The organism is Kribbella sp. NPDC049174, from assembly GCF_043197365.1.
Classification (GTDB): Bacteria; Actinomycetota; Actinomycetes; order Propionibacteriales; family Kribbellaceae; genus Kribbella.
This window is the reverse complement of the sequence record NZ_JBICSZ010000001.1, coordinates 426,731-447,261: the sequence shown is the minus strand read 5'-3', so window position 1 is coordinate 447,261 and position 20,531 is coordinate 426,731. Positions and strand designations below refer to the sequence as shown.

Below are 20,531 nucleotides of genomic sequence, written 5' to 3'. Positions count from 1 at the left end.
ATAGGTTACCCCCCTAGGGTATCGTCTCGTTTCCCGGTTCCCAACCCCGGAGCCTTTCATGGATTCGATCGATACCCCATACGGGTAAGGAGTACTGAGATGAGTCAGATGGAATCGCCGGCGTCGTCACGGCGCTGGTGGGCGCTCGGCCTGATCGCCGCAGCGCAGTTCATGGTGATCATGGACACCTCGATCATCGGTGTCGCGCTACCGAAGATGCAGGCCGAGCTCGGGTTCGGTCCGGGCGACCTGTCGTGGGTGTTCAACGCGTACGTCGTCGCGTTCGGCGGCCTGTTGCTGCTGGGCGGACGGTTGTCCGACCTGCTCGGCGCCCGGCGGATCTTCGCCGCCGGCTGGGCGGTACTGCTGGCCGGGTCGCTGCTCGCGGGCCTCGCGACCGGCGTCAGTACCGAGCTGGCAGGCCGTGCGATCCAAGGCATCGGTGCGGCGTTGATCGCGCCGGCCGCACTCACGCTGCTGATGATGCTGTTCGGAGGGAATCCGCGGGAGCTGACCAAGGCGATCGCGCTGTACGGCGCGGCCGCTCCGGCCGGCGGCACGGCAGGGGTGTTCCTCGGTGGCGTGATCACCGAGTACCTGTCCTGGCCGTGGGTGTTCTTCCTCAATGTGCCGATCGCGCTGATCGCCCTGCTTGCCACACCCGCTCTGATGCCGAGCTCCGCCGTACGGCGTGGGTCGGTCGACCTGCTCGGTGCGTTGACCGTGACGGTCGGTCTCGGCGCCGGCGTCTACGCGATCGTCCGGGCGCCCGAGGCGGGTTGGTCGGCCGGCTCGACGCTGCTGGTCGGCGCGGCGGCCGTCGTACTGCTGGGTGTGTTCGTCGCGGTGCAGGCCACGCGACGCGAGCCGCTGATGCGGCTCGGGATCTTCGCCGCGCCGAACCTGGCTGCCGCGAACGTGGCTCAGTTGCTGCTGGGTGCGGCGTGGGTGCCGATGTGGTTCTTCCTGAACCTGTACCTGCAGCAGGTCCTCGGGCTGAGCGCGTTCCCCAGCGGCGCCGCGCTGTTGCCGATGACTACGTTCATCATGCTCGGCATGATCGTCGTCGCGCCGAGGGCGATCGCCGCGGCCGGTCCGAAGAAGACGCTGGTTGGCGGCATGGCGATCCTCACCGTGGGTCTGGCGGGCCTGTCACTGATCCGCTCCGACGGTTCGTTTTGGGCCGACGTACTACCGGCGTCGTTGATCGCGGCCGCCGGGATGTCGCTGGCGTTCATCCCCAGCCTTGGCATCGCTTTGTCGTCGGCGCGCCCGGAGGAGGGTGGCCTGGCGTCCGGGATCGTGAACACCAGCTACCAGATCGGGTCTGCCTTGGGCCTGGCCGGGATGACCGCGGTGGCCGCCGCGAACGGCGGTGACCTCCTCGGTGACGCCGCCGCGCTCACCGACGGATACTCGGCCGCCTTCATCGGCGCCGCGGTGATCGCCGCGGTCGGTGCAGTCCTGGCCGCGATCAGCCTCCGGATGCCCAGCCCCGCTGCTCAGCCGGACCCGGCCAGTTCGGTAGACGTCCCGACGAGCCGGTGAACCGTCCACCCCTCCCAGGGCTGCTTCTTCAGCAGCCCTGGGAGCGGCCGGCACCTTTCGCGGCCACCCCGCACCACCGTTGAGCAGGACCGCAACCACACCTCCGGCTGACCAGTAACTAAGGTAGGACCGATGAAGACCCACGACCCAAGCGCACGGCCGAGCCTGATCAGGGCCCTGATCGCCGTGTGCCTGCTCGCCGGGGTCTTCGTGATGCACGGTCTGACCGGCAACCATGACGCCGCAGCAGCCCTCACTGCCACCCCGCAGCCCGCGGCGGCCGGGCCCGCGAGCGTGCACCAGGCGGCAGAGCAGCCCTCGGCTCACTCAGCGCACCGCGTGCCGGACAGCCCGTCGGCGGCCGGACAGTTCGAGCCGACGCCGATCGACGCGGCGGCCAGGAGCGAGATCACGGTGCGACCGGCTGAGGACGGACATGGTCATGCGATGGGCGATGTCTGTCTGGCGATGCTCACCGCCCTGGCCCTCGCCATCGCCGGAGCGCTCGCGTCACGCATCCTCCGCACCACACGCCCCGTCGTACGACTCGGACCCCGGCTCACCCCGCTCGCCGCAGGGCCATCGCCACCCTGGCTGCAACCGACCTTGTCGAAACTCTGCGTTCTACGAAGCTAGGCCGAACTCCTGCCCACATCCGGGCGAACGGCCTACCTCGCGCGCCCTCGCAGGCGCCGCGTAGATCACAGCTTCGAACGACAAGGACACCTGCACATGCAACCCAACACCTGGAAGCGTGCTGCCTCCACAGCCGTCATTCTGGTGGCAACCATGACCCTGGCCGGCTGCGGCGACGACTCGAGCAGCGGCTCCATGCCCGGCATGGAGCACGGCACCAAACCCGCAGCGCCCAGCAGCGCGGCCACGGCGTCCGGTGAGTTCAACGACGCCGACGTCACCTTCGCGAGCCACATGATCCCGCACCACCAGCAGGCACTGCAGATGGCCAGCATGGCCGGCTACATGGCCACCACGTCCGAGGTGAAGCAACTCGCGGCCGCGATCAACGCCGCGCAGGAGCCGGAGATCAAGGTCATGTCCGGCTGGCTCACCAAGTGGGGCAAGCCCATACCGTCCGCGCAGCATGGTGGCCACGGCGCCGACGAGATGCCCGGCATCATGACCGAGGACGAGATGTCCGAACTGGGCAAGCAGAAGGGCAGCATGTTCGACCGGATGTGGATCGAGATGATGATCAAACATCATCAAGGCGCGGTCAGCATGGCCAAGACCGAGCAGACCACCGGCAAGGACCCCGCCGCGATCGCGCTGGCCAAGAAGGTCGAAACCGATCAGACCCGCGAGATCGCGGCCATGAAACGCCTGCTCGGGCAACTGCCCGTCAGCTGACGGAACGCAAGCCGGCAGCAGGCGCTTAACGATCGGGGGCCCGCCCAGATCGCCGCGTCCGCTGCCGGCCTCGCGACGCCCAGTACGTCGTACGAGCGCTCGCTGGCGTCACCGGCCGGATGCCGGCCGCATAGCAGGAATTCTCTGCACCAGCAGGAGAAGTACGCCGGCCAGCGCGCACGCCCCGGCGACCAGCAGTACGAGCGGCCGGTAACCCGCAGCGGCGGCGAGCAACGCGCCACCGAGCGGTGCCGATGCCTTCGCGACGAGCACCGGCGCCGCGAGCGTGCCCGCGATCGTGCCGTAGCCGGTCGCGCCGTAGCGATCGATCAGGATCGCGGGTGTCGCGATCGACGCGACACCGAAGCCGAGCCCGAACAACACCAGGCAGGCGATCGCCCCCGCTACGTGCCGTCCGACGAGCGGCAGCAGGGACATCGCCACTCCCTGGCCGACGAAGATGACTCCGGCGATGGTAGCCATCGGCAACCATCGCGTCGAGAGGGTGGTGACAACCCGACCGGTGACGGACAGTAGCCCGAGCAGTCCGGCCAGCGTGGCGGCCAGCGCGGCGGGATGGCCGAGGCTGATCAGGTACAGCACCAGGTGTACGGCGATCACGGCCAGCGCTGCACCGTGGAACACAAAAGTTGCGGCCAGCAACCAGAAGGCCGGATCGCGCACGACCTGTGCAGGCGAAGTGTGCCGATGCCGATGCCTATCGACCCGGTCAGCGCGAGGTGTCGTGTGCCGCAAGGCGAGGCCGTGCAGCGGAACGGTGATCACGGCAAGACCTACTGCGAGCACTATCAGCGCGGCGCGCCAATCCAACCCGGCGACCAGTTGGCCGGTCAGCGGGATGAAGATCGAGCTGGCGAAGCCGGCGACCAGGGTGATGCCCAGCAGCGCCTTCGACCGCCGCGTCGGGTCTGTGACCGCGACGACCACCGCGAACGCCGGCTCGTACAAAACCATCGCCGAGGCAACACCGATGAGCACGAAGACCGCGTACAGCTGTGCGACCGACTGCACCTGAGACCACGCGAGTACGGCGACCGCGCCGAGAACCGACCCCGTCGTCATCAGCGCGTGCCCGCCGCGGGCGTCCAGCCAGCGACCGACCGGGATCGACAGCAGGCCCGTGACGAGAACGGCGACAGTGAGAGCGCCCGCGGAGATGGCGTTCGAGATCCCCAGGTCACGGCTCATCGGCCCGAGGATGACGCTGAAGGCGTAGTACAGAACGCCGTATCCGACCGTCTGGGTAACGGCGAGCGCGCCCACCAGACGTCGCGAACCGGGTCTGGCCGGCGCCGTGGTGGGGCGGTCGACCAGACCCGGATTCGACGTCATCTCAGCCGCAGCAGCTGGACTGCGTGGTCGGCTTCGCCTCGACGACGGTCAGCAGACCACCGCTGATGCCGGTGGCCAGGCCGCGGCCGGCCGGCGCCTCGATGGAGACCGACTGCGGCGCCGGGCCGCAGCAACCGCCCGCGGCCTCGTCGGCCGAGTCGCCGTACGCGAGGTTCGACGAGCACACGCCGGTCTCGGGCAGGTTCAGCTGGACATCGCGGGCGGCCTCCCAGTCACCAGCCAGCGCGGCAACCACGGAGCGAGCCTGCTCGTAGCCGGTGGCCAGCAGGAACGTCGGTGCGCGTCCGTACGACTTGGCGCCGACCGCGTAGTAGCCGGGCTCGGGGTGCTCGAGTTCGTCGACGCCGTGCGGCGGGACGGTCCCACAGGAGTGCTGGTTCGGGTCGATCAACGGTGCCAACGCCCGCGTCGATCCCAGGATCGGGTCGAGGTCGAGGCGCAACTCGCCGACGATCTCGTGGTCGGGGCGGAACCCGGTCGAGTTGACCACGGTGTCCACGACCACCCGCCGGTCACCGGCTGCCAGCTCCACCCGCCCGTCCGTCGTGCGGGTGATCGCCTCGATGCGGAAGCTGCTCACGAGCTCGACCCGGCCGGACCGCACCAGTCGCTTGAGACGCGCGCCGAGCGCTCCGCGGGCCGGGAGCTCGTCGGCGTCGCCGCCGCCGTAGGTGCGGGCCTGGTCGGCGCCGCGGACCACCCAGAACACCTCGGTGCCCGGCTCCTGCGCGGCCAGATCGCCCAGCTCGAGCAGCGTCGTCGCCGCCGAGTGACCAGCCCCGACCACTGCCGTACGGCGACCAGCGAAGCGCTCACGGTCACGCACCAGCACGTCCGGCAACGCCGCCGAGATCGCGTCGGCCACGTCGGCCTCGCCCCGAGCGGGGATGCCGGAACCGCCGAGCACGTTCGGGCGACGCCACGTCCCTGCCGCGTCGATCACCGCGCTGGCGAGCACCTCCTCACCATCGGCCAGACGCACCAGGAACGGCGCGTCCGCGCGACCCGCGGTACGGACGCGGTCGAACCCGACCCGGGTCACGGCGGTCACCTGAGCGCCGTACTTGATCCGGTCGTCGAGTTGCGGCGTCTTGGCCAGCGGAGCCAGGTAGGCGTCGATCAGGTCGCCGCCGGTGGGCAGGTCGTCCAGGTTGGGCTCGATCCAGGCGGTCTGCTCCAGCAGGCGACGGGCGGCCGCGTCGATGTCGTACCGCCACGGGCTGAACAGCTTCACGTGCCGCCACTCGTCGATCGCCGCGGCGACGCTCGGCCCGGACTCGAGGACCAGGAACTCCAGCCCGCGCTCGGCGAGATGGGCCGCGGCGGCCAGTCCCACTGGGCCTGCTCCGATGACTACCACCGGCTTTGTCACGATCATCCTCCGTACTGTCTAGACGTTCATCTAATCACGAAGCTTGCCTCCTGATTAGACGTAAGTCAAGATAGACGCATGCCTAAACAGGAGCTCGTCGTACTCAACACCTGCTGCACGCCGATCTCCGAGGCCGCCCTCGACCCGGCCCAGGCAGCGGACGGCGCCGCGGTCTTCAAGGCGCTGGCCGACCCCATCCGGCTGCGGCTGATGTCGATCATCGCCTCCGCCGGTGACGAGGTGTGCGTCTGCGACATCACGCCCAACTTCGACGTCAGCGGGCCGACGATCTCGCACCACCTGAAGGTCCTCCGCGAGGCCGGACTGGTCGACTGCGAGCGCCGCGGTACCTGGGTCTACTACTGGCCCCTGCCCGAGCGTCTGACCTGGCTCTCGAACCTGCTGTCGGTCCCGGCGCCGACCGCGGTCTGACTTCTCCGGATGGCGTCATCGCGTAGGGCCCGTGTGGTGGTGATCGGTGGCGGCCAGGCCGGCTTGGCCACGGGTTTCTACCTGCGCCGCTCCGGTCTGGTCCCTGGCGAGGACTTCGTCATCCTCGATGCCACCGCAGAGCCCGGCGGCGCCTGGGCACAGATGTGGCCGACGCTGCGGACCTTCTCGCCCACCCAATACTCCTCGCTGCCGGGTTGGATGATGCCGGCGTGGACCGGCGACAGTGGTTACCCGTTGGCCGCACATGTGGTCGATTACCTGACGCACTACGAGAAGCGTTACGAGCTCGACGTACGACGCTCTGTCCCGGTCGACGCAGTGAGTCGCGGCGATGACAAGCACCTCGTCGTCCACACCGGCGACGGCGACTGGCTGGCAGAGCACGTCGTGTCGGCGACCGGGACCTGGTCCAGGCCGTTCGTCCCGACGTACCCGGGACTGTTCGCCGGCCGGCAACTACACACCGCCGACTACAGGCGCGCATCCGACTTCATCGACCAGCGCGTGCTGATCGTCGGCGGTGGCAACTCGGCCGCGCAGATCCTGGCCGAGGTCTCGCTGGTCGCGGAGACCACGTGGGTGACGCTCCGCCCGCCTCGTTTCCTCCCCGACGACGTCGACGGCCGGGCCTTGTTCGAGATCGCCACCAGGCGTCACCGGGCACGGCAGCTCGGCGAACAAGACACGGGCGGCGTGTCCGGTCTCGGCGACATCGTGATGGTCGACAGTGTTCGAGAGGCCCGTGACCGCGACGTACTGCACGCTCGCGAACCATTCGCGAGCGTGGTCGACGACGGCGTCCGATGGCGCGACGGCACCGAGTCGTCGTTCGACACGATCATCTGGTGCACCGGCTTCCGCCCACAGCTCAGTCACCTGTCGACCCTCGGCCTGCGGGGACCAGACGGCCTGATCCCCACCGACGGCACCCAGGCGATCAAAGAGCCACGTCTGCACCTGATCGGCTACGGCGACTGGACCGGCCCGGCCTCGGCCACCCTCATCGGCGCCGGCCGCACGGCCCGCGACCTGCTCGCCAAACTCTGATCAGGTCGCAGCGAACAGCTCGGCGATCACCGGCCTGCTGACTCAGGAGACCGGCCGCCATCTGCGACCTGCCGGCGTTGCGAACATAGACGAAGAGCACCTCAGACACGGTTCCGCGCGTCGTGCCCTCGGCCCTCGCGAGAGCGTGTCAGGCGCTCCGCGGCGAAGGACGCTCGGCAGGGAAGACACCTATATCCCGGCGACGGCCGGGCCCTGCAGGCTTCACGCGGTCTGCAGCTCACCGACGAGCTTCTCCACCCGGCCGCGGATCTCGTCGCGGACCTGGCGGACGACCTCGATCGGCTGGCCGGCCGGGTCGGTGAGCTCCCAGTCCTCGTACCGCTTGCCAGGGAAGATCGGGCACGCGTCGCCGCAGCCCATGGTGACAATGACGTCGCTCTCGCGGACGGTCTCGGTCTCCAAGCGCTGCGGGATGGCGCCGGTGATGTCGATGCCGACCTCACGCATCGCCTCGACCGCGACCGGGTTGATCTGGTCGCGCGGTGCTGATCCGGCCGACCGGACCTCGACCGTGTCGCCCGCCAGGTGCCGCAACCAGCCCGCGGCCATCTGCGACCGGCCGGCGTTGTGGACACAGACGAACAGAACACTTGGCTTGCTCACGTGGATGCTCCAGTACTCGCAGGGGTCTCAGTGTGTGGCGTGACGACCTCGTCCGCAGCGCGTCCGGCTCTCGGGTACAGCAGGGCCAGCAAGCCCACTCCGACCATCGCGCCGACGACCTGTGCGATCACGAAGCCGGGCAAGGAGGCCGGGGCGATCCCGGCGAAGGTATCGCTGAACGCTCGCCCGATCGTGACGGCAGGGTTGGCGAACGAGGTCGACGAGGTGAACCAGTACGCCGACCCGATGTAGGCGCCGACCGCAGCCGGGGCCAGCGAGGCCCGGCCGGACGCGGCGAGCGCGAAGATGAGCACAATCAGCCCTGCGGTTGCGACGACCTCGCCGAGCCACAGTTGCCCACCGCTGCGCTCGGTCGTCGACCACGACACCGCGGCCTCGCCGTACATCAGATTCGCCAGCACGGCGCCCAGGACCGCACCGACGACCTGCGCCGGAACGTAGGCACCGAGATCACGCGATGTCAGACCGCTTCCGGTGCGTCGACCGAGCCACCAGTCGATTGCCGACACGACCGGGTTGAAGTGTGCGCCGGAGACCGGCCCGATCATCAAAATGAGTACGGCGAGTCCGAGCGCGGTCGCGAACGCGTTCTCCAGCAGCTGGAGTCCGACATCGTTCGGCGACAGTTTTGCGGCGGCGATCCCCGAGCCGATGACGACGGTCACCAGCAGCCCGGTTCCGATGCCTTCGGCAACTGCCCGTCGCCAGAGTGGAGCGGTGTTCACCGGCCGCTCGCAGCAGGTACGGCGAGCTCGTCGAGCAACTGGCGGACCCGGCGCTCGATCTCGTCCCGGATCGGCCGAATCTCGGCAACCTCGAGCCCCGACGGGTCGTCGAGGACCCAGTCCTCGTACCGCTTGCCGGGGAAGATCGGGCACGCATCACCGCAGCCCATGCTGATGACTACGTCAGCGGCCCGAACGACCTCGTCGGTCCACGGCTTCGGATACTCGGTCGAGATGTCGATCCCGCGTTCCGCCATCGACGTGACCGCGGCCTGGTTCACCTCGACGCCCGGCTCCGAGCCACCCGACCAACCGATAGCGCGGTCACCGACCAGATACTCGAAGAACCCGAGCGCCATCTGACTGCGGCCGGCGTTGTGCACGCACAGGAACAGAACCACCGGACGACCGTCGTCGTGGTGTCCTTCCACTCGGGCGAGTGCGGTCAGCCGCTGCCGGGCGAAGCGCTCGGCGAGCAGGGGAAGGAAGTTCGGCACCGTGCTGCCGATCGCGAACTGGTCGTAGCTCGAGTGGAGGAATCGCTCGATCGTCGCGGGTCCGTAGATCCCGGCGAACTGCTCCCCCAGCCTCGACGCCGCCGTACGCAGCGCGAGCTGCTGATCGATGGACAAGTCTTCGCGGTGGTACCCAGAGACTTCGGTCATGCTCCACTCCTCGATCGGTTCACCTCAACCGGCGAAACCAACGGCGCCAGCCGATCGATCCGGCCGGCGATCTCGTCGTACGCGGCCTCGAACGCCGCATCCGAGTCCGCCGGAGCCGGATCCGGCACCGACCAATGCACCCGCGGCCGCGCCTCGGCCGGCAGATGCTCGTACGCGATATCGCACACCGCGATCACCAGATCATCGGGCTCCACCACGTCACTCACCTGAGCCGTGCGCCACTTTGCCGGATCCAACCCGCGCCGCCGTGCCACCTTCACCGCCCGCGGATGCACTCGCTCAGCCGGCCGAGTCCCGGCCGACACGGCCGGCACATGGCTCCTTCGCGACCAGATCGCCGCCGCCAACTGCGACCGAGCCGAGTTGTGCGTGCACACGAACACGACGCGCGGCACATCACTCAGGGACGGGCTCCCCACCATCGCCAACGTCTCAGGCACCAGGCGCACGTAGGTCCGACGATGATCACCTTCAGACCTCCCCCGCACCACCAACCCGGCCTCCTGCAGAACCTTCAGATGATGCGCGATGAGGTTGGTGGGCATCTCCAACACCGCCCCCAACTCCCCCGGCGCCGCATCCCCCACCGCCAACGCTTCCACAATCGCCAACCGAGCAGGATCCCCAAGCGCCGCATGCACCCGAGCCCGCTCCACCAGAGACTTCCGCTCAACGTTCATTGCCTCAATGATCACTGAGTCAATTCGCCCTGTCAACGCAGACAGACCAACAGCACCCGCAACAGGTAGTCCCCACCTCTGCTCCGCGGGCACGACCGCGCCCGAACAAAGGTTCTTACGCATTCGCGAGGTCAGGACTTGAGCGACTCGTAGGCGTCGCGAAGCTCCGCGGCTTCGGGTAGGCCGCAGGCATCGACGGCCCTGATGACTTCCTTCGCGCGCCAGAAGTTGGACGGGACGAGCCGTCCAGAGGTCAGGGCTTGCATCGTGACGCCGCTTGCTTCATCGGGCTTGCTACTGGCGATGAGGGCGAGGGAAAGGTCCAGGCGAGCGGTCGCCGCACGGCGCGGACGAGCGCTTCCGCTCGATGGGCTCTCGAGCCGAGTGAGCACCTGACGGGCGATCGACTCGGCACCCGGGTCGCCTAGCCACGACAACGTTGTGGCTACGTACGCGTTCGACTTTTCGGGGTCGTAGCGGTAGTGATGCTCGGGCCGTTCGGGCACCTTGAGTGGTGCCACGAGTTGCTCCACACGGCTGAGGACGTTCAGGGTTTCGCGGGTGTGACCCAGTCGGGCGTGGGCTCGGCCCTCCTGAGCGGTGGCTTGGATGTACGCCGAACTGTCGTGCGGAGCGATCGCTTGGGCGCCCTGACTGAGCTTCAGAGCGCGCCGGTAGTCCCCGTCGGTGACTGCTTGCCAAGCTGCCGTTTCGAGGCACCACGCCGACAATTCGGCGTGTTCACCATGCTCGGCCAGTCGCGTCGCCGTACGCAGCCTTGCCGCGGCCGCCGGACGGTTCGCCAGATCGATAGAACAGGTCGCTCCGAGGAGGGAGAGCCAGCTTCCTACGATCACGAGCCGGCGGTGTTCCGCGAGTGTCTTGCGGGCGTCGAGCAGCTTGCCGACGTACGCGAGATGACGCCGGACGCGGAGCAAGAGCAGATCAGGCGGACTCGCTGGATAGACGATCACGAGTTCGTCGACCGCGGCTTCCAGCCGGTCCAGTGTCTGTGCGCCGACATCGCTGGCGGCCACGCGCTGGCGAAGTTCAATCGCCTCTGCTTCATCGGAATCGATGGTTGGGGTCGCAAGGCGCGCAAGGTCCTCGAGGTCGAAGAGGCTCATCCCGAACACCACCGCGAGCCATTCCAACCAGTACCGCCGCGGCCGGCGACGCCCTTGCTCCCAGCGGCTCACCTCATGGCGCGTGACAGCCGCGTTGCCGGAAACCTTGGCGAGCAGTTGCGCAAGCTCCGCCTGACTCAACTCACGCTCGGCACGCAACTGCGCGATCAGCCGACCAACCCCGGTCTCCATCGCGCTGCCTGTGCCTTTCGCCTCAGCAACCAATCCCGCCCATTTGGCCACCAGTATGGCCCCTCCGGAGAGTGACAGCACGGTCGACAGTTGTCACATGAACGCGGGGAAGGGTACGGATGAGCGCCAGGTGGCGCACGGCTACTACCGAGAGCACCTCTTCATGGAGGCCCGGGAGAAGGCGGACATTCGCGCGCGTTTCTCCACCCACGCAGAGCGTGAAGGCTACAAGCTCGGCAAGATCTTCGAGGAGAAGGTAGAGAGCGTCCCGGCCGCATTCCGGGACCTCGTCGACGCCGTGCTCGCCGACCACGCCCGTGCTGTGGTCGTACCAAGCCTCACGCACTTCGCCGTACTCGGTCATCCCATCCGTGTCCGCGACGACATCGAGTCCGCGCTACACGTTGCGGTACTCGTGAGCGACCCGCGCCCCTAGTCCGGCGGGCCGTGCGTGCCGGTCCCAGCACCCGCGTACGGCCCGCCTTCCACTCAAGCGTTCAGCCTCGCGCGACTAGACGCTTCTCGGAAAGAGTCGTGGAACTGCCGACTGCGACGACCGGGAGAGCCGTCGCATGAGCCGCTGAGCAAAGGGTGGTGGGTGGGAGCGGATGGCGAGCACGCGACGTAGGAGCGCGCGTAACGCCGGCGTGGGGACGACCGACCACGGTGGGCCAAGGTGACCACGCCGACGCTTCGATCACATCGCAGTCAACTGAAGCGGGCGACAGCACGCGCGCAAAAGGGCCCGCAGAGCGCTGGCGGCAGCCGGCGAGGATGCACCGGCGGCTAAGCCGGGGGGCGGGTGGGAGCGCGCGTAGCAGCTGCGACGAGGAGTGGCTGCGCAGCACGCGTGGGCTGGACCTACAGCACGGGTAGCAGCTTGTTCAGCTCGAACGGGGTGACCTGGCGACGGTAGTCCTGCCACTCGGCGCGCTTGTTGCGGAGGAAGAAGTCGAAGACGTGCTCGCCGAGGGTCTCGGCGACCAGTTCGCTGTCCTCCATCGCGCTGATGGCCTCGGCGAGGCTGCTCGGCAGCGGCTTGATGCCGAGGGCCTTGCGTTCGCGTGACGTCAGCGACCAGACGTCGTCCTCGACCTCGCGCGGCAGCTCGTAACCCTCCTCGATGCCCTTCAGGCCGGCCGCCAGCATCAGCGCGAACGCGAGATACGGGTTCGCCGCCGAGTCCAGCGACCGGAACTCGACCCGCGAAGACTGGCCCTTGTGCGGCTTGTACATCGGCACCCGGACCAGCGCGGACCGGTTGTTGTGACCCCAGGAGATGAACGACGGTGCCTCGTCGCCGACGGCGAGCCGCTTATAGGAGTTCACCCACTGGTTCGTCACCGCGGTGATCTCGGCCGCGTGCTGCAGCAGGCCGGCGATGAAGGCGCGGCCGGTCTTGGACAGCTGGTACTGCGCGCCGCCCTCGAAGAACGCGTTCCGGTCGCCCTCGAACAGCGACATGTGGGTGTGCATCCCGGACCCGGGCTGGTCGCTCAACGGCTTGGGCATGAACGAGGCGTAGATGCCCTGGCTCAGCGCCACCTCCTTGACCACCACCCGGAAGGTCATGATGTTGTCCGCGGTGGTGAGCGCGTCGGCGTACCGCAGGTCGATCTCCTGCTGGCCGGGCCCGCCCTCGTGGTGGCTGAACTCGACCGAGATGCCCATCGACTCCAGCATCGTGATCGCCTCGCGGCGGAAGTCGTTGCCGATCCCCTGCGGGGTGTGGTCGAAGTACCCCGACGAGTCCACCGGCTCCAGCTTCGTGCCCGGCTCGCCGGTCAGCGACTTGAACAGGTAGAACTCGATCTCGGGGTGGGTGTAGAAGGTGAAGCCGAGGTCGGCCGCCTTCGACAGCGTCCGCTTCAGCACGTACCGCGGGTCGGCGAAGGACGCGGACCCGTCCGGCATGTTGATGTCGCAGAACATCCGCGCGGTGCCCATCGTCTCGCCCCGCCAGGGCAGGATCTGGAACGTCGACGGGTCCGGTTTGGCCAGCATGTCCGCCTCGGTGACCCGGGCGAACCCCTCGATCGCGGATCCGTCGAACCCGATCCCCTCGGCGAACGCGCCCTCCAGCTCGGCCGGCGCCACCGCCACCGACTTCAGGAACCCGAGCACGTCGGTGAACCAGAGCCGCACGAACCGTACGTCGCGCTCCTCGAGCGCGCGCAGTACGAACTCCTGCTGCTTGTCCATCGGCCAGTCCACCTCTCGCTCAGCATCGACTTCAGAGGGCCCTCACACAGTCTGCCCCTGCTCTGTTAAGCAGACGTTACGTGCTGGTGCGGACATCGCGCCGATCAGGGCCTAACGTTTCGGTGTGCAGACGATCTTCGGTGCTGGTTACCACGCCGCCCTGATCGTGGCCGCGATCCTGTGTGCCGCCGACCTGCTGCTCAGCACCACGCGCTTCGTCCAGTCGATCCGGGGCAAGCGGCCCGCCGAGCGGGACGTGCTCGGGCGGCGCTGGCTGCCGGTCCCGGAGCTCGGATTCGGCATGTGCGCGTTCTCCTGCACCGGCCTGGTCACGCTCGGCCTGACCCACCACCACGCCGACGACCTGCCGACCAAGCAGATCCTGCTCGCCGCCCTGGTCTTCGGGTACGCCGGTGCCGTGCTGTCCCGCGTGGTCCGTACCCCGGGCCCGGGCGGGCGCCGGTTCCGGCTACGCGCCGGCCTGCTCCTTGGCCTGCCGGCCCTCTTCGGCCTGGTCTTCGGCCTCTCCGGCGTCGCGGTCTGACGCCCGCCGGCGCCGGAACCAGGGCACGATCCGCTCCAGCGGCGCGAACGCCAGCCAGCAGACCACCGTCGGCAAGAAGTGGATCAGCAGGATCGCCGTGTTCGCCGCGTGGAACCCGAGGAAGAACAGCGCCCCGAGCAGCTGCCACCGTCCCTTGAGCCAGAGGATCACCGGCGACAGGAGCTCCGCGATGATCCCGACCCACTGCATCACGTGCAGCATCCACGGGTGGTGCAGCAACCACTCTCCGACCGGGTGCGGCCGCCGTACGATCGCCCACGTCAGTACGGCGCTGCCCGGCCAGGTCAGCGCCCACCCGGCGCTCCGCAGTTTCGCGACGGCGGACAGGAAGTACGTCGCGATCACGCAGATCTGCACACACCGAACGGCCCAGCCGGCGGCCTCCGACCTGGTCTGATCGCCGTACGACGCCAGACCGCGCTTGCCGGACCTCACGGTTGGGAGCACCCAGAGCGCGATCACCAGCGCGAGGTGGTCGTGGTCGACCTTGCCGTCGCTCATCCCGATCAGCACCCACCAGGTGAACGCCGGCGCCACGATCCAGCCGGCGATCCGCGGGAAGTAGTTCGACGCGCCGACCAGGCAGGCCACGATCAGGACGACGTACAGGGTGGTCGTGTTCGCCACCGACGGCTTGGGCAGTTCGAAGATGCGGGCCAGCAGCAACGGCTGGTAGAGATCGGAGTGCTCGCCCTTGAGCCGGGTGTCCCGGACGAACGCGTGCATGTCGAGGATGACGAACAAGTAGAGGACGGTCCGCAACCACGCGACCCGAGCCAGCGCGATGGACGGGGTGAACCAGCCCGCGACGCGTGCCGGGAGCGACCGGCGGACCGGCACCGCAGCGTCGGCCGCGCTCATCGGCGCACCTCCCACGTCGCGAGTACCTCGGGCGTCGGCGGGCCAACGACTCGCCCCTTGACCAGCTGGGTGGTGTCGCGGATCAGCTCGAGCTTCACGTACTTCGGCTTGTCCGGGTGTTTCTTGGACCATCCGTCCGCGACTTGCTGCAGCAGCGACGGATCCTTGACGATCTCCCCGGTCCGCGCCTCGATCTCGGCCCGGGCGACCCCGGCCCCCTCGATGTTCAGCGGTACGTCGACCGTCGTACCGGCATCGGTCTGGGCGGTGATCCGGGTGTAGGTGATCGACGCGTCGTCCGGCACCGACATCGCGTACTGCGACATCGGTCCGAACGGCCAGGCGTCGTCAGTGGCCCGGACCGATCCGTTGATCAGCAGCCCGATCCCGACCACGGCCACGAGGACTCGCAGCCCCTTACCGACCCGTCCCAGCCGGACGTCCCCCGCCGGCTCCTGCCCTCTTGTCACGCCAGCCATTAGACACCACGGGTCGTCTACGCTCGGGTCACTGCCTTACTGAAGCGATACGTGAACTTGCGGATCATGATCTCGAACGGTCCGCGGTAGCCCACGCGCCGCATCCGCTCGGCCAGCAGAACAGTCGCCAACCACGTCGCGACGGCGAGCAGCGCCGTCGTGGCCGTACTGAGCGTGCGCGACAGATCGAGCAGGTACGGCGTGAATACGACGGTCCACACCACCGACTGGGCCAGATAGCAGGTCAGTGAGCGCTGACCGACCGCGGCGATCGCCAGGGTGATCGGGCCCTGGCGATCGCTCAGCCGCATCCCGATCAGCACGATCAGAGCGGCGTACCCGAATCCGCCGAGGACGCCGGACGAGTCGTGCAGCGGACCGATGATGCTGAGCGTGTGATCGCTCGGCCGGTCGATCACGCCGCCGACGACCAGCGACACCGGCAGGGCGCCGACGACCGCGACGGTGATGCCGATGATCGCGGTCGACCGGAGCAGGGTGAGGTGCTCGGCCGGACGCTCGAGAACGCCCCGGCGGCCGGCCCACAGGCCGATCAGGAACGGTGTGATGAACCCGATCGGGCCGAGCAACGCGATGAACGGCTGGACGACGATCCGGTCGGCGAACTGGTCGAGCAGGCTCTGCGGCAGCATCGAGGAATCGACCGGGTCCGTCGCCGTCGAGAGTGAGTCGCCGCTCGGCAGCGACGAGAGCACCAGCACGACCGCGGCCACGATCAACAGCCAGCGGTCCTTCCAGCGCAGCGCCCAGACGCCGAGGAAGAGGAGTACGCCGTACGCCGCGAGGATGTCGCCGACGTACAGCAGCATCGCGTGCAGGAAGCCGAGCACGACCAGGACGAGGCTCCGCCGCCGGAGCAGCTTCCGGATCGGCTTCCACTCCTGCCCGGCCTCGCGCTGGCGGCGGACGATCTGCGCGACGCCGTACCCGAAGAGCACGCCGAACATCGGGAACGACCGGCCGTCGACGAACGTCGCGATCAGGAAGCTCACCGCGCGGTCCACCGGGGACCCGTCGGTCGGGAAGCCACCGAAGATCGAGGGGCCGTTGACGAAGTAGTGCGAGTTCGCCAGCGCGATGAACAGCAGCATGAACCCACGGGCCAGGTCCGGCCCGAGCGCCCGCTCGGTCAATCCCGTCGGCCCAGCCTGAGATGTCACACCACTCAGTGAATCGGCCGGACCGTCCCCACACATCCACCCAAAGTCATCGACCGGCGAACCTTCGTCGCTTATGTTCCTGCCATGAGCGAATCCATCGCCGGTGCCGAGGACTGGCGGGCACTTGCTTCCGGCACCTACGCCTGGTTCGAGGCGCCCTCGCAGACGACCGGCGCGGCCCTGGTCGCGCGGATCGCCGGACTGACGGACCTGCTGGAGGTGAACCTGCGTGATCGCGGGGTGCAGGTCCGGATCGACGGTTCCAGCGGGCTGGAGTTGGCGTCGGCGATCTCGGCCGCGGCGAAAGGGCTGGGGCTGACCGCCGATCCGTCGGCGCTGCAGGATCTGCGAGTGCGGATCGGGGCTGCTGACAGGTCCGCGGTGATTCCGTTCTGGCACGCCGTACTCGGCTACGAAACGGTCGGCGACGACCAGCTGGCTGATCCGCTGCGGCGGGATCCGGCGTTCTCGTTCCACCAGCTCGATGAGTCGCTGCCGCTGCGCAATCGTCCGCACGTCGATGTCTGTCGTCCGCAGACTCTGACGGCTGGCGTGACGGCGGCCGAGGCGGCCGGCGGGCGGGTGGCGTTCGACGGTGGTGACCACTACCGGACGATGGCCGACGCCGAAGGGAACGAGGCGGACATCGTCTCGGCCCAGGAGCTGGCCGGCGGGCCGGAGACGGCTGATTGGCGGACCGCGTTCGGTGGGATGACCTTCTACCCGACCACGTCGACCGCGCAGGCGGCCGAGCTCGCCACTGCCGTGGCTGGGTTGGTTGACGAGACAGGTATGGCGCTGATGGTCGACCTTCGGCCGGACGGCGTCACCATCGACACCGGTAAGGACCTGTGGGAGGACGCGCGGTTCGCCGACCTGGCCCGCCGGGTCCAAGCCGCCGCGCGTGACCTGAAGCTCACGGCGGACCCGTCCCGACTGCGCTTCGTACAGTTCGGCATCGACGCCGTCGACATCGCCGCGGTCCGCACCTTCTGGCAGACGGTCCTCGGCTACGACCCCGACACGCGTCCGTACCTCAGCGACATCTACGATCCCCGCTGGCTCAACCCGGTGCTCTTCTTCCAGCCGATGGACCCCTCGGACGAGGCCCGCCGCGCGCAGCGCAACCGCATCACGCTGGAGCTCCTCGTACCCGGCGACCAGCTCCAGAACCGCATCGAAACGGCCCTCGCCACCGGCGGCCGGATCGTGCACCAGGACTCGCCACAGCGCTGCACACTCGCCGACCCGGAGAACAACGAACTGGACCTGGTCACCACTGATCTTTGATCAGAAGTGGGTTCGAGCCAAGGAACCAGTAATGTGCTCCCGTGCCTCAGCTTCGGGTTGCTCTCGCTCAGCTCAACGTGACCGTCGGTGACATCGACGGGAACGCCGAGAAGATCGTCGCGTGGACCCGTAACGCCGTCGAGCGGGGAGCCCATGTGGTGGCCTTCCCGGAGCTCGCCCTGACCGGCTACCCGGTCGAGGATCTGGCCCTGCGGGCATCGTTCGTGGACGCGTCCCAGGCCCGCATCCACGACCTCGCCACCCGGCTGGCCGACGAAGGTCTCGGCGACGTCGTGGTGGTCTGCGGCTACCTCGACCGCGCCACCGGTACGGCGATGGGCGTGGACCGGCTCGGCCGGCCGAAGGGCTCCCCGACCAACAGCGCGGCGGTGATCCACCAGGGTCGCGTCGTCACCAGCGCGGTCAAGCACCACCTGCCGAACTACGGCGTCTTCGACGAGTTCCGGCACTTCGTCCCCGGCAGCACCCTGCAGGTGATCCGGATCCACGGTGTCGACGTCGCCCTGGTCATCTGCGAGGACCTCTGGCAGGACGGCGGCCCGGTCGCGGTGACCAAGGCCGCGGGTGCCGGTCTGCTGCTGGTCGTCAACAGTTCGCCGTACGAGGCCAACAAGGACGACGTCCGCGGCGACCTGGTCCGCCGTCGCGCCCGTGAGGCCGGCTGCTCGCTCGCCTACGTCAACCTCGTCGGCGGCCAGGACGAGCTGGTCTTCGACGGCGACTCGCTGATCGCCGATGCCGACGGCAAGGTGTTCGCCCGCGCCCCGCAGTTCGAGCAGGGCAGCATGGTGGTCGACCTCGACCTGCCCGCGCCCGCCGGTACACCGTCGGGGTCGCACGAAGGCATCGACATCGTTCACACCGTGATCCACGAGGACGCGCTGGAGCCGTACGAACCGATCGCCACCGCCGTCGCGCCACGGCTCGCGGACGAGGCCGAGATGTACGGCGCGATCGTCACCGGACTGCGCGACTACGTGCAGAAGAACGGCTTCAAGTCGGTCCTGCTCGGGCTGTCCGGTGGCATCGACTCGTCGCTGGTCGCCGCGATCGCCTGTGACGCGGTCGGGGCCGAGCATGTCTTCGGCATCTCCAACCCCAGTGTGTACTCCAGCGACCACTCCCGCGACGACGCCGCCGAGCTCGCCGCACGGACCGGCCTGAACTACCGGGTGGTGCCGATCCAGCCGATGGTGCAGCCGTTCATCGACACCCTCGGCCTGACCGGTCTGGCCGAGGAGAACCTGCAGGCGCGGGTGCGAGCGGTGATCTGGATGGGCCTGTCGAACGCCGACGGTCACCTGGTGCTTGCCTGCGGCAACAAGTCTGAGCTGTCCGTCGGCTACTCGACCATCTACGGTGACGCGGTCGGCGGGTACGCGCCGCTGAAGGACGTACCGAAGACGCTGGTCTGGCGGCTGGCGAAGTGGCGCAACGCGGACGCGAAGGCGCGCGGCCAGCAGCCGCCGATCCCGGAGAACTCGATCGCCAAGCCGCCGTCGGCGGAGCTGCGGCCCGGCCAGCAGGACACCGACTCGCTGCCGCCGTACGACCTGCTCGACGACATACTGGACGACTACGTCGAGCAGGACCGCGGCAGTGCCGAGCTGGTCGCGGCCGGGTTCGAGACCGAACTGGTGAGCAAGGTGATCCAGCTGGTCGACCGGGCGGAGTACAAGCGACGGCAGTACCCGCCGGGCCCGAAGATCACCCACAAGGCCTTCGGCCGGGACCGCCGGCTGCCGATCACGAACGCCTGGCGTGAGGACGCCCGCAAGGCGGCGCACGGGACGGCTACGGACAGTTCGACAGGTCAGGACGTCCCGGTGACTGGTGAGGACGCCGGTTCCGACGTACCGGCGACTGGTGAGGAGGCACGGAAGGTGGCCGAGAGCACTGACTGATCCCTGGCGGTACCGCCCGACCTCCGACACCCCGTGGGGCTCCTCCGAGGAGCTCTCGGACCGCTCCGGCCTGCCCGCCGACGATGTGAGCGATCGCTCAGCCGCAACCCGTAGCGCTCACCCTCCGCAACGGTGGGACGATGAAGGCATGGTTGACAACTTCCTGTCGGCCGGTACCCACGACGACGACGAGCTGCCCTCGCCGTACGGGACCGGACCGAAGAACCGGACAACCGAGGAGCACCGCCGCTCGGAGTACGGCGACGACACCTGGCGGGACCGCGGCAACGGCCTCGGACTCGACCCGTCGCCGTCGTTGCCGAACGCACCCAGGTCCTACGAACGCGGCCCGGTGCCCCAACAGCCGTACGTCCCGAAGCCTCCGTACCTGCCGGCATCGCCCCCGCCGCCGCCCGCGCAGCAACCTCAGCAGCGGTACGGCGACCAGCCCCAGCCTCGTCCGTACGGCGAGCAGCCGCAGGGGCGCACGTACGGCGACCAGCAGCGGCTGGAGTACTACGGCGAGCCCGGTCGTGGTGAGCCCGGTCGTGAGGCTCCTCGTGAGCCGGGGCGTGGTGAGGGTCTTCGTGAGCCCGGTCGTGGCGAGGCTCTTCGTGGTGAGCCCGGTCGTGGCGAGGCTCTTCGTGGTGAGCCCGGTCGTGGAGAGGCCCTTCGTGGCGAGCCCGGTCGTGGTGAGCCGGGTCGTGGAGAGGCTCTTCGTGGTGAGCCCGGTCGCGGTGAGGCTCTTCGTGGTGAGCCCGGTCGCGGTGAGGCTCTTCGTGGTGAGCCCGGTCGCGGTGAGGCTCTTCGT

Annotated in this window: 20 protein-coding genes; 9 read left to right on the top strand and 11 right to left on the bottom strand. The window is 68.6% G+C overall.

Annotated elements, in window-relative coordinates; all coding sequences use genetic code 11:
- Positions 1-99 precede the first annotated feature (99 nt).
- The 3 genes from ACGFIF_RS02105 to ACGFIF_RS02095 all read left to right on the top strand — a co-directional run bounded on the left by ACGFIF_RS02105 (position 100) and on the right by ACGFIF_RS02095 (position 2,916).
- Complete coding sequence (locus ACGFIF_RS02105; RefSeq protein WP_393150429.1) at positions 100-1,548, top strand: MFS transporter; 1,449 nt, start codon at positions 100-102, stop codon at positions 1,546-1,548.
- Between the two features lie 132 nt (positions 1,549-1,680).
- Positions 1,681-2,184, top strand: coding sequence for a hypothetical protein (locus tag ACGFIF_RS02100; protein ID WP_393150427.1), 504 nt, complete (start codon positions 1,681-1,683; stop codon positions 2,182-2,184).
- 96 nt (positions 2,185-2,280) lie between these two features.
- Positions 2,281-2,916: a DUF305 domain-containing protein gene (locus ACGFIF_RS02095; RefSeq protein ID WP_393150425.1), complete on the top strand. Its 636-nt coding sequence runs from the start codon at positions 2,281-2,283 to the stop codon at positions 2,914-2,916.
- A gap of 108 nt (positions 2,917-3,024) precedes the next feature.
- Here ACGFIF_RS02095 and ACGFIF_RS02090 read toward each other — a convergent pair whose 3' ends face one another.
- Together ACGFIF_RS02090 and ACGFIF_RS02085 are read right to left on the bottom strand one after the other, a co-directional pair.
- Positions 3,025-4,269: an MFS transporter gene (locus ACGFIF_RS02090; protein ID WP_393150423.1), complete on the bottom strand. Its 1,245-nt coding sequence runs from the start codon at positions 4,267-4,269 to the stop codon at positions 3,025-3,027.
- A 1-nt stretch (position 4,270) separates the two neighbouring features.
- Positions 4,271-5,668: an FAD-dependent oxidoreductase gene (locus tag ACGFIF_RS02085; protein ID WP_393150421.1), complete on the bottom strand. Its 1,398-nt coding sequence runs from the start codon at positions 5,666-5,668 to the stop codon at positions 4,271-4,273.
- Positions 5,669-5,740: 72 nt separating this feature from the next.
- Between ACGFIF_RS02085 and ACGFIF_RS02080 the strand changes: the two genes are divergently transcribed.
- The gene (locus ACGFIF_RS02080) at positions 5,741-6,094 is read left to right on the top strand and encodes an ArsR/SmtB family transcription factor (protein ID WP_393150419.1); all 354 of its coding nucleotides are present in this window, start codon (positions 5,741-5,743) and stop codon (positions 6,092-6,094) included.
- A gap of 9 nt (positions 6,095-6,103) precedes the next feature.
- Complete coding sequence (locus tag ACGFIF_RS02075) at positions 6,104-7,162, top strand: ArsO family NAD(P)H-dependent flavin-containing monooxygenase (RefSeq protein ID WP_393150417.1); 1,059 nt, start codon at positions 6,104-6,106, stop codon at positions 7,160-7,162.
- Between the two features lie 222 nt (positions 7,163-7,384).
- Here ACGFIF_RS02075 and ACGFIF_RS02070 read toward each other — a convergent pair whose 3' ends face one another.
- From ACGFIF_RS02070 to ACGFIF_RS02050, 5 genes are all read right to left on the bottom strand, one after another.
- On the bottom strand, positions 7,385-7,786 hold the full coding sequence (locus tag ACGFIF_RS02070) for an arsenate reductase ArsC (protein ID WP_393150415.1): 402 nt from the start codon (positions 7,784-7,786) through the stop codon (positions 7,385-7,387).
- Entirely contained in the window at positions 7,783-8,532 is a 750-nt protein-coding gene (locus ACGFIF_RS02065) for an aquaporin (protein ID WP_393150413.1), read from the bottom strand. The genes ACGFIF_RS02070 and ACGFIF_RS02065 overlap by 4 nt, the downstream gene beginning before the upstream one ends.
- Positions 8,529-9,197, bottom strand: a complete 669-nt coding sequence (locus tag ACGFIF_RS02060) for an arsenate reductase ArsC (RefSeq protein WP_393150411.1) — start codon at positions 9,195-9,197, stop codon at positions 8,529-8,531. Before ACGFIF_RS02060 ends, ACGFIF_RS02065 begins: the two co-directional genes overlap by 4 nt.
- Positions 9,194-9,898: an ArsR family transcriptional regulator gene (locus tag ACGFIF_RS02055; protein ID WP_393150409.1), complete on the bottom strand. Its 705-nt coding sequence runs from the start codon at positions 9,896-9,898 to the stop codon at positions 9,194-9,196. The genes ACGFIF_RS02060 and ACGFIF_RS02055 overlap by 4 nt, the downstream gene beginning before the upstream one ends.
- 131 nt (positions 9,899-10,029) lie before the next feature.
- Positions 10,030-11,268 carry a helix-turn-helix transcriptional regulator gene (locus ACGFIF_RS02050; RefSeq protein ID WP_393150407.1) on the bottom strand — a complete coding sequence of 413 codons (1,239 nt, stop codon included), beginning with the start codon at positions 11,266-11,268 and terminating at the stop codon, positions 10,030-10,032.
- A 46-nt stretch (positions 11,269-11,314) separates the two neighbouring features.
- On the opposite strand from ACGFIF_RS02050, the gene ACGFIF_RS02045 reads away from it, so the two are divergent.
- The gene (locus ACGFIF_RS02045; protein ID WP_393150405.1) at positions 11,315-11,653 is read left to right on the top strand and encodes a hypothetical protein; all 339 of its coding nucleotides are present in this window, start codon (positions 11,315-11,317) and stop codon (positions 11,651-11,653) included.
- 425 nt (positions 11,654-12,078) lie between these two features.
- On the opposite strand, the gene glnA is transcribed toward ACGFIF_RS02045, so the two are convergent.
- Positions 12,079-13,419 (bottom strand): type I glutamate--ammonia ligase, encoded by a 1,341-nt coding sequence (gene glnA / locus ACGFIF_RS02040; RefSeq protein WP_393150403.1) that lies wholly within the window; start codon positions 13,417-13,419, stop codon positions 12,079-12,081.
- A 124-nt stretch (positions 13,420-13,543) separates the two neighbouring features.
- Between glnA and ACGFIF_RS02035 the strand changes: the two genes are divergently transcribed.
- The gene (locus ACGFIF_RS02035; protein WP_393150401.1) at positions 13,544-13,963 is read left to right on the top strand and encodes a hypothetical protein; all 420 of its coding nucleotides are present in this window, start codon (positions 13,544-13,546) and stop codon (positions 13,961-13,963) included.
- Here ACGFIF_RS02035 and ACGFIF_RS02030 read toward each other — a convergent pair.
- The 3 genes from ACGFIF_RS02030 to ACGFIF_RS02020 are packed head-to-tail and all read right to left on the bottom strand — an operon-like array spanning position 13,889 to position 16,505.
- A complete protein-coding gene (locus tag ACGFIF_RS02030; protein WP_393150399.1) occupies positions 13,889-14,845 on the bottom strand; it encodes a hypothetical protein in 957 nt (318 codons plus the stop codon). The genes ACGFIF_RS02035 and ACGFIF_RS02030 overlap by 75 nt on opposite strands.
- On the bottom strand, positions 14,842-15,324 hold the full coding sequence (locus tag ACGFIF_RS02025) for a hypothetical protein (protein WP_393150397.1): 483 nt from the start codon (positions 15,322-15,324) through the stop codon (positions 14,842-14,844). Before ACGFIF_RS02025 ends, ACGFIF_RS02030 begins: the two co-directional genes overlap by 4 nt.
- A 17-nt stretch (positions 15,325-15,341) precedes the next feature.
- A complete protein-coding gene (locus ACGFIF_RS02020) occupies positions 15,342-16,505 on the bottom strand; it encodes a DUF418 domain-containing protein (RefSeq protein ID WP_393150395.1) in 1,164 nt (387 codons plus the stop codon).
- An 84-nt stretch (positions 16,506-16,589) separates the two neighbouring features.
- Here ACGFIF_RS02020 and ACGFIF_RS02015 point away from each other — a divergent pair, with 84 nt between their 5' ends.
- Both ACGFIF_RS02015 and ACGFIF_RS02010 read left to right on the top strand, forming a co-directional pair.
- Entirely contained in the window at positions 16,590-17,795 is a 1,206-nt protein-coding gene (locus ACGFIF_RS02015) for a VOC family protein (protein ID WP_393150393.1), read from the top strand.
- Between the two features lie 41 nt (positions 17,796-17,836).
- The gene (locus ACGFIF_RS02010) at positions 17,837-19,720 is read left to right on the top strand and encodes an NAD+ synthase (RefSeq protein ID WP_393150391.1); all 1,884 of its coding nucleotides are present in this window, start codon (positions 17,837-17,839) and stop codon (positions 19,718-19,720) included.
- The last annotated feature ends 811 nt before the right edge of the window (positions 19,721-20,531 follow it).